Origin of the sequence: Embleya sp. NPDC008237 (assembly GCF_042956465.1) — a bacterium.
Lineage (GTDB): Bacteria > Actinomycetota > Actinomycetes > Streptomycetales > Streptomycetaceae > Embleya.
Window position 1 is genome coordinate 38,201 of record NZ_JBIBGL010000019.1, and the last position, 13,630, is coordinate 51,830.

General features: G+C 70.8%; 13 protein-coding genes. 4 read left to right on the forward strand and 9 right to left on the reverse strand.

Features of this window, described 5'->3' with window-relative positions; genetic code table 11:
• Positions 1-91 precede the first annotated feature (91 nt).
• Genes ACFZBU_RS37945 through ACFZBU_RS37955 form a run of 3 tightly spaced genes read right to left on the reverse strand, consistent with a single transcriptional unit; the run spans position 92 to position 2,591 of the window.
• Positions 92-367: a hypothetical protein gene (locus tag ACFZBU_RS37945; RefSeq protein WP_391588310.1), complete on the reverse strand. Its 276-nt coding sequence runs from the start codon at positions 365-367 to the stop codon at positions 92-94.
• Entirely contained in the window at positions 364-1,032 is a 669-nt protein-coding gene (locus ACFZBU_RS37950; protein ID WP_391588311.1) for an RNA polymerase sigma factor, read from the reverse strand. Before ACFZBU_RS37950 ends, ACFZBU_RS37945 begins: the two co-directional genes overlap by 4 nt.
• Entirely contained in the window at positions 1,029-2,591 is a 1,563-nt protein-coding gene (locus tag ACFZBU_RS37955) for a sodium:solute symporter (RefSeq protein WP_391588312.1), read from the reverse strand. The genes ACFZBU_RS37950 and ACFZBU_RS37955 overlap by 4 nt, the downstream gene beginning before the upstream one ends.
• Before the next feature lie 237 nt (positions 2,592-2,828).
• On the opposite strand from ACFZBU_RS37955, the gene ACFZBU_RS37960 reads away from it, so the two are divergent.
• The 3 genes from ACFZBU_RS37960 to ACFZBU_RS37970 all read left to right on the forward strand — a co-directional run bounded on the left by ACFZBU_RS37960 (position 2,829) and on the right by ACFZBU_RS37970 (position 5,600).
• Positions 2,829-3,074: a DUF3311 domain-containing protein gene (locus ACFZBU_RS37960; protein WP_391588313.1), complete on the forward strand. Its 246-nt coding sequence runs from the start codon at positions 2,829-2,831 to the stop codon at positions 3,072-3,074.
• A 136-nt stretch (positions 3,075-3,210) separates the two neighbouring features.
• Entirely contained in the window at positions 3,211-5,382 is a 2,172-nt protein-coding gene (locus tag ACFZBU_RS37965; RefSeq protein WP_391588314.1) for a carbon starvation CstA family protein, read from the forward strand.
• Positions 5,379-5,600: a YbdD/YjiX family protein gene (locus tag ACFZBU_RS37970; protein WP_391588315.1), complete on the forward strand. Its 222-nt coding sequence runs from the start codon at positions 5,379-5,381 to the stop codon at positions 5,598-5,600. Before ACFZBU_RS37965 ends, ACFZBU_RS37970 begins: the two co-directional genes overlap by 4 nt.
• 206 nt (positions 5,601-5,806) lie before the next feature.
• Here the strand turns inward: ACFZBU_RS37970 and ACFZBU_RS37975 are convergent, their stop codons facing one another.
• From ACFZBU_RS37975 to ACFZBU_RS38000, 6 genes are read right to left on the reverse strand one after another with little or no spacing between them, the layout of a single operon-like run.
• On the reverse strand, positions 5,807-7,492 hold the full coding sequence (locus ACFZBU_RS37975; protein ID WP_391588316.1) for a pyridoxal-dependent decarboxylase: 1,686 nt from the start codon (positions 7,490-7,492) through the stop codon (positions 5,807-5,809).
• Between the two features lie 50 nt (positions 7,493-7,542).
• Complete coding sequence (locus tag ACFZBU_RS37980; RefSeq protein ID WP_391588317.1) at positions 7,543-9,063, reverse strand: APC family permease; 1,521 nt, start codon at positions 9,061-9,063, stop codon at positions 7,543-7,545.
• Between the two features lies 1 nt (position 9,064).
• Entirely contained in the window at positions 9,065-10,042 is a 978-nt protein-coding gene (locus ACFZBU_RS37985) for a VlmB-like protein (RefSeq protein ID WP_391588318.1), read from the reverse strand.
• A 29-nt stretch (positions 10,043-10,071) separates the two neighbouring features.
• The gene (locus tag ACFZBU_RS37990) at positions 10,072-10,677 is read right to left on the reverse strand and encodes a flavin reductase family protein (RefSeq protein WP_391588319.1); all 606 of its coding nucleotides are present in this window, start codon (positions 10,675-10,677) and stop codon (positions 10,072-10,074) included.
• On the reverse strand, positions 10,674-11,198 hold the full coding sequence (locus ACFZBU_RS37995) for a hypothetical protein (protein WP_391588320.1): 525 nt from the start codon (positions 11,196-11,198) through the stop codon (positions 10,674-10,676). Before ACFZBU_RS37995 ends, ACFZBU_RS37990 begins: the two co-directional genes overlap by 4 nt.
• A gap of 29 nt (positions 11,199-11,227) precedes the next feature.
• Positions 11,228-12,364: an acyl-CoA dehydrogenase family protein gene (locus ACFZBU_RS38000; protein WP_391588321.1), complete on the reverse strand. Its 1,137-nt coding sequence runs from the start codon at positions 12,362-12,364 to the stop codon at positions 11,228-11,230.
• 233 nt (positions 12,365-12,597) lie between these two features.
• On the opposite strand from ACFZBU_RS38000, the gene ACFZBU_RS38005 reads away from it, so the two are divergent.
• On the forward strand, positions 12,598-13,623 hold the full coding sequence (locus ACFZBU_RS38005) for a phosphatidylglycerol lysyltransferase domain-containing protein (protein ID WP_391588322.1): 1,026 nt from the start codon (positions 12,598-12,600) through the stop codon (positions 13,621-13,623).
• The last annotated feature ends 7 nt before the right edge of the window (positions 13,624-13,630 follow it).

Here is a 13,630-nt window from a genome sequence, read left to right on the forward strand (position 1 = left end):
CGCGGACGTCACGAGGAGGACATCACGCAGCGGGCGTCACGGGGTGGGCGTCACGCAGCCGGCGTCACCGGTGGGCGGCACGCGGCGGACGTCACGGGGCGGGCGGGTGCTCGAAGGTCGGGCCGGCATCGGCGGGCGCGTGGTTGAGGACCAGGACGCCGATCACCGTGGCCAGGGTGAAGACCAGCACGATCAGGCCGGCCAGGATCAGCCGGCGGCGGCGTTCGCGGCGCTGCCAGTCGCCGTGCGCGGTGCGGTACGCGTCGGGGGCCGGGTGGATGCCGGCGGCCAGGATCTCCAGTGCCTCGCACAGTTGTTCCTCGGTGCCGGGAGGGGTGCTCGCCTCGGTGTCGGGAGGGTTGTTCATCGCCGTACCTCCATCGCGTGCGTGAGAGTGGCGAGCCCACGCGCGGTGTGCGTCTTGACGGAGCCGACCGAGATGCCCATGGTCGACGCGATCTCCTTCTCCTTCAGCCCCAGCCAGTGGCGCAGCACGAGTGCCTCGCGCTGGCGCGCCGGCAACTCGCGCAGCGCACGGATCAGCGCCTGCTGGTCGTCGCGCAACAGCGCCGAGGTCTCGGCCGAGGCCACCGTGTCCACGGGTTCCTCGACGTGTCGGCGGGCGACCTGGAGATGGCGTATTCGCATCCGGACCAGATTGCACACCACCGAGCGCAGATAGGCCGCTGCGGCTTCGGGTGTACGCAGTTTGCGGAATTTGCGGTAGATCTCGTAGTAGGCCTCGGCGACGATGTTCTCCGGATCGTCGGCGCCGAGCAGGGTGGCGAGCCGGAGCATCGAGGGATAGTGCAGGTCGAACAGGCGCGCGACCTGCACCTCGCGGTCGGAGTCGGCCGCGCTCGTCGCGAGCTGCGGCGCCGACGGCGGGACGGGCACCGGGCCCGAGACCTGAGCCGGGCCCGGTATGTGCGCCGTGCCGGGAACCCGAGCCCTGCCCGGGGCGGCCTGCTCCGAGGCGGGCACGGTGCGCGGCGCCGGCGGCGCGTCGGCATCGCGGCGCAGGCGTTTCACGAGCCGTTCGCCTCCTTCCCCGCGATGCCCCGGCCGGTCAGCCGGGACGGCAGGGCCGTGGTGTCCGTACCGCGTGCCGCGCCGACCCGGTCGAACACCCCGGTCAGGGCCAGGGTGACCGCCAGGTTGAGCAGCAGCGCGGCGAGCCCCGCGTACATCTGCACGCCGTGACCTCCCAGTTCGACCCGGACCAGCGAGACGAAGCCCTCCCGCACGACCGCGACCGTACCGGCCAGCATGCCCACCGCCCAGCCCGCCAGCAGCGCCCGATGGTGCAGACGTCGGGTGAACAACCCGATCACCACGGCCGGGAAGATCTGCAGGATCCACACTCCGCCCAGCAGTTGCAGGTTGATCGCGGCCTGATCGCGCAGTCCGAAGACGAACGCCACCGCACCCACCTTCGCGATCAGCGACACCAGCTGGGCGACTCGCATCTGCCGCTTCGGCGTGGCCGTCGGGTGGAAGTACTCGACATAGACATTGCGCACGAACGAGGTCGCGGCGGCGATCGACATCACCGCCGCCGGCACCAGCGCGCCGACGATGATCGCGCCGAACACCAGACCGGCCGGGAAGGCCGGCAGCAGCCGGTCGACCAGGAGCGGCACGGCCGCCTCGGCGGTGCCCGACGGCGCGTCGACGTCCACCGCCAGCGCCGCGATGCCCAGCACGCCGAACATCGCCAGCACCGAGGTCCACGCGGGCAGCGCGATCGACACCCGGCGCAGCGTGTCGGGGCCGGCGGCGGCGAACCCGGCGGTCAGCACGTGCGGGTACAGCAACAGCGCCAGTGCCGAACCGAGCGCCAGGGTGGCGAAGCCCGCCTGCTGGTGCGGGCCGAGCACCAGCGACGCGTCGACCGGCCCGCGCCCGGCGAGCCGGTGATCCGCGGCCTCGAACACCGGACCCGGCCCGCCGAAGCGGCGCAGCACGAACACGACCGCCACCGCGGCGGAGCCGAAGATGGCCACCCCCTTCAGCGCCGAGATCACCGTCGGCGCCCGCAACCCGTGCCGATACGTGGCGATCGCCAGCCCGGCGAACAGCGCGACCATGCCCACGTCCCCGGCCGCGCCGCGCGGATGCAGCCCGGCGGCGGCGAGCACGGCACGGATGCCGAGCACCTGAAGGGCCAGGTAGGGCATCGTGGCCAGGATCCCGGTCAGCGCGACCACCAGGGCCAGTGCCGGCGAACCGTACCGGCCCCGGACGAAGTCCCCGACGGTCAGGTAGCCGTGCCGGCGGGCCACCGTCCACAACCGGGGCAGCAGGACGAAGGCCATCGGGCAGACGATCACCGTGTACGGCAGGGCGAAGAACGCCGACGCGCCTCGGCCGTACACCTGGCCGGGCACCGCGGTGAAGGTGTACGCGGTGAAGATCGTGCCGCCGAGCAGGAACCAGGTCCAGACCGCGCCCAGGCCGCGATCGGCCAGCGCCCAGTTCTCCAGGGACGGCAGGTCGTGACTGCGGTGCAGCCGCGGCGCGGTCACGGCCAGTAGCGAGGCGCCGCCGACGACGATCAGGAAGGCCGCGGTCATGGCCCCGTGGGTCATCCGTCACCGTCCGGATCGGCGTGCGAGCCCGGGCACGGTTGCCGCGAGCGTACCGACTTTATCGGCCGCCTCCGGCGTGCCGGCGTGGCCGAAAACGCCCGCGGCACCGGTCGGGCACCTCGCGGAGATCCGTTGGACATCGGCTGTCATCGGCTGTCAACCAAAACGCGAGCCCGCGCAACTCTTCCACAGGGCCGGCGAACCGGCGGCCCGGAGCACCGAACCGCAGGAGGCGCGATGACCGGGGACCGTGTCCCGTCCACCGCCGCACGGGCCCGTGCGGCACGCCGGATCGCGGCCGGCGGCTGCCTCACCGCACCCGTCGCGGCGCTGTTGTGGGTGCCCGCGTACGCGCGCCGAGGGCCGGAGTTGGCCGGCATCCCGTTCTTCTACTGGTACCAACTCGCGTGGGTGCCGGGATGCGCCGCCGCCATGTTCATCGCCCACCTGCTGCTGCGCCGGCCCGACCGGCGACATCCCTGACCCACGCCGTCCCCCGGCCCGACGTCGCCCCCGGCCCGACTGCGCCGACCGACCGATCCGGCTAGGCCGTCGCCCCCGGCCGATCCGGCGGCTCTCGTCCGTCGCTCTTTCGTCCCCTGCCCGATGAGGAGTACGCGTGCCCACCACGACCGACACCCGCAGCCCGCGTTCGTACCACCCGAGAACGATCCTGATCTGGACCGTCGTCGCGCTGATCGGCGCGGCCGGCTGGGGCGTGGTCGCCCTGGCCCGAGGCGAGGAGATCTCGGCCGTCTGGCTGATCTTCGCGGCGGTCGCCTCCTACGCGATCGCCTACCGCTTCTACTCCCGCTTCATCACCCGACGAGTGTTGGAACCGGACGACACCCGGGCCACCCCGGCCGAGCGGCTCGACGACGGCGTCGACTTCCAACCGACCGACCGCCGGGTGCTGTTCGGCCACCACTTCGCCGCGATCGCCGGCGCCGGGCCGCTGGTGGGCCCGGTGTTGGCCGCACAGATGGGTTATCTGCCGGGCACCATCTGGATCGTGGTGGGGGTGATCTTCGCCGGGGCCGTGCAGGACATGGTGATCCTCTTCCTGTCCATGCGCCGGGACGGCAAGAGCCTGGGCCAGATGGCCCGCGAGGAGATCGGCCGGGTCGGCGGCGTCGCGGCGCTGATCGCGGTGTTCGTGATCATGATCATCCTGCTCGCGGTGCTCGCCCTGGTCGTGGTCAACGCGCTGGCAAACTCGCCGTGGGGGACCTTCTCGGTCGCGCTGACCATCCCGATCGCCCTGTTCATGGGGGTCTACCTGCGCTTCCTGCGACCCGGTCGGGTGGTGGAGACCAGCGTGATCGGGGTCGCGCTGCTGCTGGCCGCGATCGTCGGCGGCGGGCAGATCGAGGACACCGCGCTGGGCGACGCGTTCACCTGGAGTCCGACCACCCTGGTGTTCTGTCTGGTCGGGTACGGCTTCGTCGCGTCGGTGCTGCCGGTGTGGCTGCTGCTGGCCCCGCGCGACTACCTGTCCACCTTCATGAAGGTCGGCACCATCGTGCTGCTCGCCGTCGGCGTGCTGGTGGCCGCGCCGAACCTGAAGACCGATGCGATCAGTTCCTTCGCGGGCTCCGGCTCCGGGCCGGTGTTCGCCGGGTCGATGTTCCCGTTCCTGTTCATCACCATCGCCTGCGGCGCGCTCTCCGGCTTCCATGCCCTGGTCTCCTCCGGCACCACGCCGAAGCTGATCCAGAAGGAGTCGCAGGTCCGGATGATCGGCTACGGCGCCATGCTGATGGAGTCGTTCGTGGCGATCATGGCGCTGATCGCGGCGTGCGTGATCGACCCCGGTCTGTACTACGCGATGAACGCCCCGGCCGGAGTGCTCGGCGCCACCGCGGAGAGCGCCTCGCACGCGGTGGCCGGCCTCGGCTTCACGATCACCCCCGAGGACCTGCGCGCGGCGGCCTCGGCCGTCGAGGAGAAGACCCTGATCGCCCGCTCCGGCGGGGCACCCACGCTGGCCGTGGGCATGTCGGAGATCTTCGCCGACGTGTTCGGCGGTTCCGGGATGAAGGCGTTCTGGTACCACTTCGCGATCATGTTCGAGGCACTGTTCATCCTGACCACCGTGGACGCGGGAACCCGGGTGGGCCGCTTCATGCTCCAGGACATGCTCGGCAACGTGTGGAAGCCGATCGGCCGGACCAACTGGAAGCCCGGCATCTGGATCACCAGCGCCGCGGTGGTCGGCCTCTGGGGCTACTTCCTCTACGCCGGCGCCACCGACCCGCTCGGCGGGATCAACCAGCTCTTCCCGCTGTTCGGCATCGCCAACCAGCTGCTTGCCGCGGTCGCGCTCACCGTGGCCACCACCGTGCTGATCAAGTGCGGCAAGCTGCGCTGGGCCTGGGTCACCGGTGTCCCGCTGGCCTGGGACGTGGCGGTGACCTACTCCGCCGGGTGGCAGAAGATCTTCTCCGACGATCCCCGGGTCGGCTTCTTCGCCCAACGCGACCGCTACGCCGATGCGATCGACGCGGGCAAGGTACTGGGCCCGGCGAAGAACATGGACGACATGCACACCGTGGTGTTGAACTCCACCGTGGACGGCGTCCTGATCGCCCTGTTCCTGGTGCTGATCGCGCTCGTGATGGGCAACGCGGCGATCGTGTGCGTACGTGCGGTCCGCGCCGGCGGGTCCGTGCCCACCACCGAGACGCCCTACGTCGCATCGACGCTGGTGCTCGAACCGGTGGGCGCACCGCGGGAGAAGGAACTCGCCCGGACGGGCGGCGGCTTCGGCGACCGGGCGGATCGGTCGTGACCGGGCCGGCCCCGAGCGCCGCCGGTCGGATCGCGCCGATCCGGCTGATCCGGTGGATCCGGTGGTACCTGCGGGAGATCTCCGGTGCGGCGGACTACGACCGGCACTGCCTGCGACACCTGCGCGAGCATCCGGATCGGCCGGTCCCCACCCGCCGGGCCTACGAGGCCTGGCGGACCAGGCGGCGCGAGGAGCACCCGCAGACCCGCTGCTGCTGACCCCGGACCCGAACCGGGATCCGGCGACCGACATGCGCCGACCCGTTGTCGGCGTCCCGGATCCAGGATCCCGGATCCCGGATCTTTGGAAGGCGGGAACGTCGGGCGGCGTCGAAGGATTTTCGACGCCGCCCGACGTGCGTTCCACGTGCGTCCGGCATGCACCGCCATCGCCGAACGGCCGAGCACCGACGTCGGGAGCCGCCTCACGTGACGACCCGACGGCGCGGCCGGCACGGCGGGTCGGCCGACGGCTCCGGGGGGAACGCGCCCGGGCGGTGCAGGTCGGCGATCAACTCGTCCACCCGTCCCCTGCTCAGGTGCCGCATCACATACAGGTGCACGTACGTGCGCGGCACGCCGTCCACCGGAACGGTTTCGGCGGCGAGCGAGTAGCGGTGGACGATCTCCGCGCGCGGTTGCCGAAAACGCACGGTCAATGCCTGCGGGCTGCGGGCCACCCACAGGTCCCGGCCGAGCCGGTGCTGGAGGTCGAGCAGCCGCTCGTGCACGTACCCGGCCAGTCGATCGCAGCCGGCCGCCAGCCGGACCTGGTCGTCGTAGGAGTGCCGGGCCAGGTGGTCCCACATCAGCAGCGCGGAGAAGCCGTTGCGCGAGCCGGCGAACGTGGTGTCGGCGGCGCCGATGTACTCCGAGGACTTGGGCGGGGTCATCTGCAGGCCGGTGCGGCTCATGAACACCCCACAGGCCCACGGCGTACCGAACCACTTGTGCCCGCTCATCGTCAGCGAGTTGACGTCGGCGATCCGGAAGTCGAACATCGGCGGCGCCTGGTCGACCATGCCCACGTTCCGGGCCATCTCCAGGAACGGCGCGTACCCGGCCCCCAGCGCACCGTCGATGTGCAGCCAGTACCCCGAGCGTTCGTCGTGGTCGCCGGTCGCGGCCCGGCGGATCCGCCGCCGGTGCAGCCCGTACTCGGTGCAGATCCCGCGCACCGTGCGGGCCACCGCCGCGACGTCGTCGTAGGCGCCCTTGAACGTGGAGCCGTAGTTGAGGCTGACCAGGATCGGATACCCGCGGGAGGCGAAGAAGCGCACCAGGACGGCCAGTCGGTCGATGTCGATCGCCCCGTCCGCGGTGGAGGGCACCTCGGTCGGCCAGGGCGTCCCGGGCCGAAGCGGATTCTCGTTCGGGTAGCGGGTGCTGCCGACCGCGTGGAAGGTGTCGATGGCCAGCGCCCGCACGGCCTTGGTCAGCGAATAGTGGGTGTCCTCGGAGAAGAACGCGATCGGATGGAAGGCGTTGGGACTCTGTCCCTCGCCGGCGGGAGCCTGTTCGCCGGTGATCGCGCCCGCGCCGCGGTCGTGCCCGCGCAGCAGCCTGCCGGACAGGTAGTCGCGCGCGTTCCACAGACCGTAGAGGTTGCCCTCACTGGAGCCCATGGTGAGCAGATAGCCCCAATACGACTCCGGATCGCGCTCGTCGTGCGGCCACTTGGCGTGCCACAAGGATGCGAAGTAGTCCAGCACCGCCCGCTCCAGCACCTTGGAGTTGAGCGTGTACGAACTGGACTGGAACGGGTCGCCGACGTTGTTGAGATGTCGGTCCAGGTAGTGGGCAAGACGCGACCGGTAGTCCAGGTCGCTGGTGACCTGGTAGCCCGCGAAGTTGCGGGTCTGCGTGTCGATGTGGCTGCGGAACAGCGCCTCGGCCTCGGCGTACTGTCCGGGGTCCAGCCCGCCGGGGGGCAACTGCACCTTGGCGAAGGGCACTTCCGGAACGCCGATGTAGGCGTCCCGGGGGTCGGCGGACGGGGGAGTGCCGTACCGGGGGCCGCCGACGAGCCGCAGGTCGCTGAAGGTCTTCTGCCACGGGGCGTCCTCGGGCCCGAACGGGATGTCCGAGGGGGCGTCGTCGTCGTGAGCCATCAGGGCCGGTCCTTTCGCTTCGCTAGACGGTGTGCGGTACGCCGACCCGGTCACTGCGCCGTCGGGGCGAGGCTGCCGGCGGCATCCGTCGGGCGCGCATCCGGGGCCGGTGCCGCCGCCGTCGGATCGAGGGTCGGTCCGGCCGGCGCGGGCATGCCGCCCAGGCGCGCGTACCGTTCCGGTCGGGCCACGCGCAACCGGTACGCGAACCCGATGCCGGCCACGGTGACCGCGGGCAACAACCAGGGCAGCGCGGTGACCACCGGATTCGTGGTCCCGGTCAGCACGTCGAAGTTGGACACCACGAGAACGGCCGCAGCGGTCAACCCCACGGCCCCCAGCACGGGCGCGACCAGGGTCTGCCACCGACCCTCGCGGCGGCGCCGGAAGTAGCCCACCACGGCCACCGACGCCAACGCCTGGAGCAGGATGATGCCGAGCGTGCCCAGCCCCAGCATGCTGGTCGACATGTTCACGTACGGGTCCAGGCCGGCGGCGGCGAACGCGACCACCACCACCACGCTGAAGCCGCTCTGCACCAGGCTCGCCCGATGCACCGACCCGTGCCGCCCGTGCGCCGCGCACAACCGGGCCGGCAACAGCCCGTCCCGGCTCAGCGCGTACATGTACCGGTTGGCGGCGTTGTGCAACGCCAACCACGCGGCGAACAGGCTCGTGCACAACAGCACCTGCATGGTGACGGTGGCCGGGTGCCCGAGATAGCTGTCGCCGAGCCGGAAGAACAGGTCGCCCAAGTGCTGTTCGGCCTCGGTGCGGACGCGGCCCGGGCCCACCGCGCCGACCGCGACCCAACTGGTGAGCGCGTAGAAGGAGGCGACCACCACCACGGCGATCACGGTGGCCCGCGGCACGCTGCGCCGCGGCGCCTTGGCCTCCTCGGCGTACAGGGCCGCCGACTCGAAGCCGAGGAACGATGCGAATCCGAACATCACCGACACGCCCAGCCCCGGGGCGACCACATGCTCCGGGGCAAAGGAGGTGAGCGGCAGCGAGGCCGTGCCGTGCCGGCTCAGGATGGCGATGTCCAGCGCGAACAACATGGCGATCTCACAGATCATGCACGCGGACAACAACCGCGCGCTGAGCTCCGCCTCGCGGTAGCCCAGCGCGCCCACCACGAGCAGCCCGACGAACGCCCAGACCTCCCACGGCAGATCCAGCCCGTGACCGGCGGCCACGTCCTGGGTGAAGTAGGCGAAGGCGCCCAGGACCCCGACGGTGGCCGCGTTGTACGCCAGCACCGCCAACAACCCGGCGCCGGCCGCGATCGGGCGGCCGAGGCCGTGTGCGATATGCGCGTAGAAACCGCCCATGTTGCTGATCCGCCGGGCGATCGCGGCATAGCCCACGGAAAAGCACAGCAGGGTCACACCGGCGAAGACGAACATGGCCGGGACCCCGGGACCGGTGCCGATGGCGAAGGACAGCGGGACGGTGAACACCATCGCGGCCAGCGGGGCGGCGGCCGCGATGATGATGAACACGATCTTCGGCGTGGTCAGCGTGCGCCGGAAGTCGCGGCCCGGCGCGTCGGGTGCGGAGCCGGTCATCTCAGGTCAGCCGCAGGATCTCGACGGCTTCCGGCAGGCCCATGTACGCCAGGCGGATCGCGGCCATCTCGTCCGTCCAGCGCTCGGCCCTCGCGTAACGCTCCTCGGCGTCGGTGTCCACCAGCCGAGTCCCCGGCCACACCTGGTAGTCGCCCACCAGATCGGCGTGTTGCCGCAGGCCCTCCTGGAACAGGTGCTCGCGGACCATGATGTATTTCCGGTCCGGAATGGTGTCCCACAACGACCGGCCGCGCCGGATCACGTGCAACAGCCGGTCGTGCGACTCGGGATGACGCAGCAGGTGCTCGCGCACGATGGAACTGCCCACCGTCAGATGGCGGATCTCGTCGATCGCCGCCCCTCGGGCGATCGCCGCTGCGGCCGGGTCGAGCACGCACCACTTGCGCTCGCTCAACTCGGCCGCCGGCGCCAACACACCCTCGATGACGACGGTGAACACCGCGACGCCGCCGATGAAGTCGCCCTCGTCGCGCACCGTGCGCACCGCGAAGTCGAGGATCGGGTCCAGCACGTCGTGCCGGTAGTCGGTGGTCAGCTCGTCGATCGTCGCGTGCAGGTCGGCGGCGGGCACACCCAGCTCCACCAGGTGCCCGCGAAAGACCATCGAGTGCCGGGCCTCGTCGATCAACTGGGTCGCGAAGAAGTCCAGTTCGGCGACTCCGGGCGCGCCGGCCACATAGTGCGCCAGCGCCCGGGTGCCCTGCTCCTCGGCAACCGAGCGGCAACCCAGCTCCAACAGTTGCGCATCGCGCAACGGCCCGTCCACGCGCATGTGTTCCGGCGTGGGCTCGGCCGCGGTGTGCCCGGTCCGCACCCGGTCGCGCAACGTGCCCTGGGCGACCCCGCGCAGCCAGTAGGCCAGGCCGCACTGCTCGGCGGTCAATTCCAGGTTCATCGCGCCGTCGAGCAGACCCGGCGCGGTATCCCAATCGGTCTCGGGCGGTATGGACGTTGCCATGACGGGAACTCCCGGTTCGTGAGGGTGGCTCAGTCGAGGGTGGTCGTGGTGTCGGCGCGCCAGCCCTGCCGGCGGCGCACCCCGTGGAACTCGACGTCGTGCAGCCGGCCGGCGAAGCCGATCAGCGGCCGACCCGACCCGGCGCGGGCGTACACGATCTCCGCCACGAGCAGGTCCTCGCCCCCGCCGAGCGGGATGTGATCGCTCAACCGGCAGTCGAACCACGCCAACGCGTCCACCAACAGCGGGATGTCGGTGCCCGGATCGAGCTCGGACCGGACCAGGTCGAACTGGGCGAGCCCGGCCGGCCGGCGCGGATTGGCGAACCAGTCGGCGAGCAGGGCCTGACGCGAGGAGAGCACGTTGACGAAGAACCGGCCGCTGCGCCGGATCAGCTCGGTCATCGGCGAGCCGCCGCGCAGGCACACCCCGAGCCGCAGCGGCTGCTGGGAGAGCACCGTGGTGGTGGAGACCGTGGCGCCGTGTGCCGACTCCCGGTACGCCGAGGTCAACACCGCCACGCCGGTGGGCAGCAGTCGCGACATCTCGCGCAACTCGCGCGCCCGGTCGCCGCCGGGTCGAGGCCGATCGGCGACGCCGACCGTCGGCTCCGGGCCGGCCGACCCCGCGCTCATCGGCTCGGCCGGGCGACGGAGGCCGCCGCCGGGGTCGATGCCGGCGCCGGCGCCGCTCCCGGCTCGCCGCCCGCGCGGCCCTTGCCGAACAACCGCCGCGACAGCCGGGCGAAGTCCTCGTCCGGGACCGGCTCGAACGGCAACGCGAACGGCTTGAGGAAGTTGCCGAACACGCCTCGATCGGCGAACAGGTGGATGGGGACGGCCAACAGCGCCCACTCCGCACCGCTCACCCAGATCCACACGCCGATCACCGCCGCCTGGGTGATCAGGCTGTGCATGGTGTTGTAGGCGATGTAGTAGCCCTTGGGGATGCGCCCGGTGGAGCTGCGCCGGAAGGCGATCGCCCCGGGGATGTAGCCGATGAGGTCGATGTAGACGAACAGCAGGACGGCCGGCAGCCAGCGCACGTCGCCGCTGTGCGCGATGAACAGCGCCAGCGAGACGCCCAGCCCGACCAGGTATTCACCGCGGTGGAGGCGGAAGGTGGTAGGGGACTCGAACACGTTGACCTGATCCATCTGAACTCCACTGGTCGAGGGTGCCGGGCTCAGATCCGCAGCGGTCCGCCGTTGAAGTACTCGACGAGGTGCGGCGAGGACGAGGTCCGGCCGGGCGGGTGGAAGGCCAAGGGGTGCAGGGCCGAGGACAGGTAGGCGATCTCCGGCGACTTGATGAAGGCGATGCCGCCGAGGAGTTCCACCGCCTGCTCGGACACCGTGGCCAGCGACTTCTGGATGGCGAACCGGGCGGTCAGCGCCGCGGCGACGGATTCCTCGCCGGTGACGCCGTCGCGCAGCGCCCGGGCGGTGCCCTCGGTCAGGCCGACGGCCGCCTCCAGTTGGATGCCCAGCGCCGCCCGGTCGGTGACCGTGCCGCGCTCGCGCTTCATCACCGACTCGGTCAGCGCCGACGCCGCGCCCACGTAGGCGGAGGTGATCAACAGCTCGAACCAGACGAAGGTGGCCTCCTGGAGATCGTCCAGCCGGCCGGGATCGTCCGCCGTACCCCGGATCACCAGGTGCTCGGGCACGTGCACGTCGTGCAGTCGCACCTCGTCGCTCTGTGCGGCGGCCAACACCGGACTGTCCCAGAACGGGTGCACCGAGATCCCGGCGGAGTCCGCCGGGATCAGCAGCACCGCGAGCGAGGTCCGGCCGTCCGCGTCGGGCAGCGTGACGCTGGCCGTGAGCAGGTCCATCGAGCGGGAGAGGCTGCACGGCTTCTTCGCGCCGTTGACGACGAACCCGTCCGCGACCGCCTCGGCGGTCACCGACGGACTGAGGATGTCCTGCTGGGTGCGCCCCTCGGCCCAGCCCGAGGCCAACAACATGCCCTCGGGTGCGATCCGGGCCAACAATCGCTTCTGCTCCGGCGTCGGCGGCACCACCCGGTCCGCGAGGGCGAACAACATCGCCACGGTGAAGTTGTGCATGGTGGCGCCGGCCGCCAGCGAGGGCGAGTACGCGCCCAGTGCCCGGGTGACCCGGACGGCGTCCAAGGCGTCCGCGCCGACGCCGCCGTAGGCCCGGGGCACGAGCAGAGCCGCGCCGCCGTGCTCCTTGAAGATGTCCACCACGGGACTGTCGCGCGCCTCGCGCTCGGGCATCGGCAGCGCGTCCAGTGCCTTCAGCAGGCCGGGATGGTGACGCTCGCAGGTGTCGCGGGCGATGTCGAGAGAAAGCATCCGGGGTCGCCTCCGGTATTTGAAGGGAATGCCGTGGGCCCACCGTCACACGACACTCTGACTGCCTCCTGACATCATTCTGATGACGCGATATCCGGCACCGAAGGCGATGTTCTGACACGGCGATGACGCCGGACTGACGGCCGGCCGACAAACTCTCTCCGGCATTGCGTGCGGCGGTGCTCCGCATCATCATGAGCGGTGGATCGTGACGCCACGGGCAGGGAGACCCAATGACACAGGGAATGATACGGGGAACAGTGACGGAGGCGGCACACGCCTCGGCGGAATACGCGCTGGAGGCGATTCGGAAATACACGCGCGCGGAAAACCCGAGTTCCTTCCTCGCAGTCAACCGAGGAAATTCGTATTTCACGCTGCCGGGCCGCCCGGGAATCATCGTCTACCGCAGTGCCGGAGAATACCTGGTCCAGTTCGGCGGACCCTTCGCGCCGGACGAGTCGTACGTGGACCTCATGCGGGCCTTCACCGAGTACACCGCGGCCCGGGGCCGGCGCCAGGCGATCATCCAGCTCCAGCTGCACGACGCCCGCATCCACGCCCGGCACGGCTACACGGTGAACCAGGTCGGCGCGTCCTACGCCGTCGACCTGGGCGGCTTCACCGTCGCCGGGACCCGGTACATGCAGCTGCGCAACAAGATCTCGCGGGCCCTGCGCAGCGGCCTGACCGTGGTGGAGGCCGACTACGAGCAGTGGAAGGAGGGCGTCGCCGACATCGACCGGCGCTGGCTCCCGCTCAAGGGCGAGGGCGCCCGCCCGCTGGAATACCTGGTCGGCCAGACGGGCGGCGACATGCAACGGCTGCGCCGGTTGTTCCTCGGGCACATCGACGGCGAGGCCATCGGATACGTCTCCTATTCACCCGTGTACGGCACGTACGAGGGATGGATGCACGACCTGAGTCGGCGTCTGCCGGAAAGCCCGGCAGGTGTCATGGAGGCCTGCAACAAGGCGGCGATCGATACCTTCCGCGCCGAGGGGGTGCCCTGGTTGCATTTCGGCTTCACGCCGTTCACCACGCTGGAGGAAGAGCGCGAGGTGCCCGGTCACAGCCCGGGCTTCAAGTGGCTGATGCATTACCTCTGGGAGAATCAGGTCGTCTACCCGGCCTCGTCCCAGTTGGCCTACAAGGACAAGTGGAATCCGACCCTGGTCACCACGGAGTACGCGGGATTTCCGGACGGGGCGAGTGCGGAGGGGTTCGTCAATATCTGGCGGGCCGCGAATGCGATGTGACGAGCGA

Bases quoted from the DNA above. Each gene is read 5' to 3' on its own strand.
- ACFZBU_RS37945 (WP_391588310.1), bottom strand. From the start codon at position 367: ATGAACAACCCTCCCGACACCGAGGCGAGCACCCCTCCCGGCACCGAG.
- ACFZBU_RS37955 (WP_391588312.1), bottom strand. From the start codon at position 2,591: ATGACCCACGGGGCCATGACCGCGGCCTTCCTGATCGTCGTCGGCGGC.
- ACFZBU_RS37960 (WP_391588313.1), top strand. From the start codon at position 2,829: ATGACCGGGGACCGTGTCCCGTCCACCGCCGCACGGGCCCGTGCGGCA.
- ACFZBU_RS37975 (WP_391588316.1), bottom strand. From the start codon at position 7,492: ATGGCTCACGACGACGACGCCCCCTCGGACATCCCGTTCGGGCCCGAG.
- ACFZBU_RS37980 (WP_391588317.1), bottom strand. From the start codon at position 9,063: ATGACCGGCTCCGCACCCGACGCGCCGGGCCGCGACTTCCGGCGCACG.
- ACFZBU_RS37985 (WP_391588318.1), bottom strand. From the start codon at position 10,042: ATGGCAACGTCCATACCGCCCGAGACCGATTGGGATACCGCGCCGGGT.
- ACFZBU_RS37990 (WP_391588319.1), bottom strand. From the start codon at position 10,677: ATGAGCGCGGGGTCGGCCGGCCCGGAGCCGACGGTCGGCGTCGCCGAT.
- ACFZBU_RS37995 (WP_391588320.1), bottom strand. From the start codon at position 11,198: ATGGATCAGGTCAACGTGTTCGAGTCCCCTACCACCTTCCGCCTCCAC.
- ACFZBU_RS38000 (WP_391588321.1), bottom strand. From the start codon at position 12,364: ATGCTTTCTCTCGACATCGCCCGCGACACCTGCGAGCGTCACCATCCC.
- ACFZBU_RS38005 (WP_391588322.1), top strand. From the start codon at position 12,598: ATGACACAGGGAATGATACGGGGAACAGTGACGGAGGCGGCACACGCC.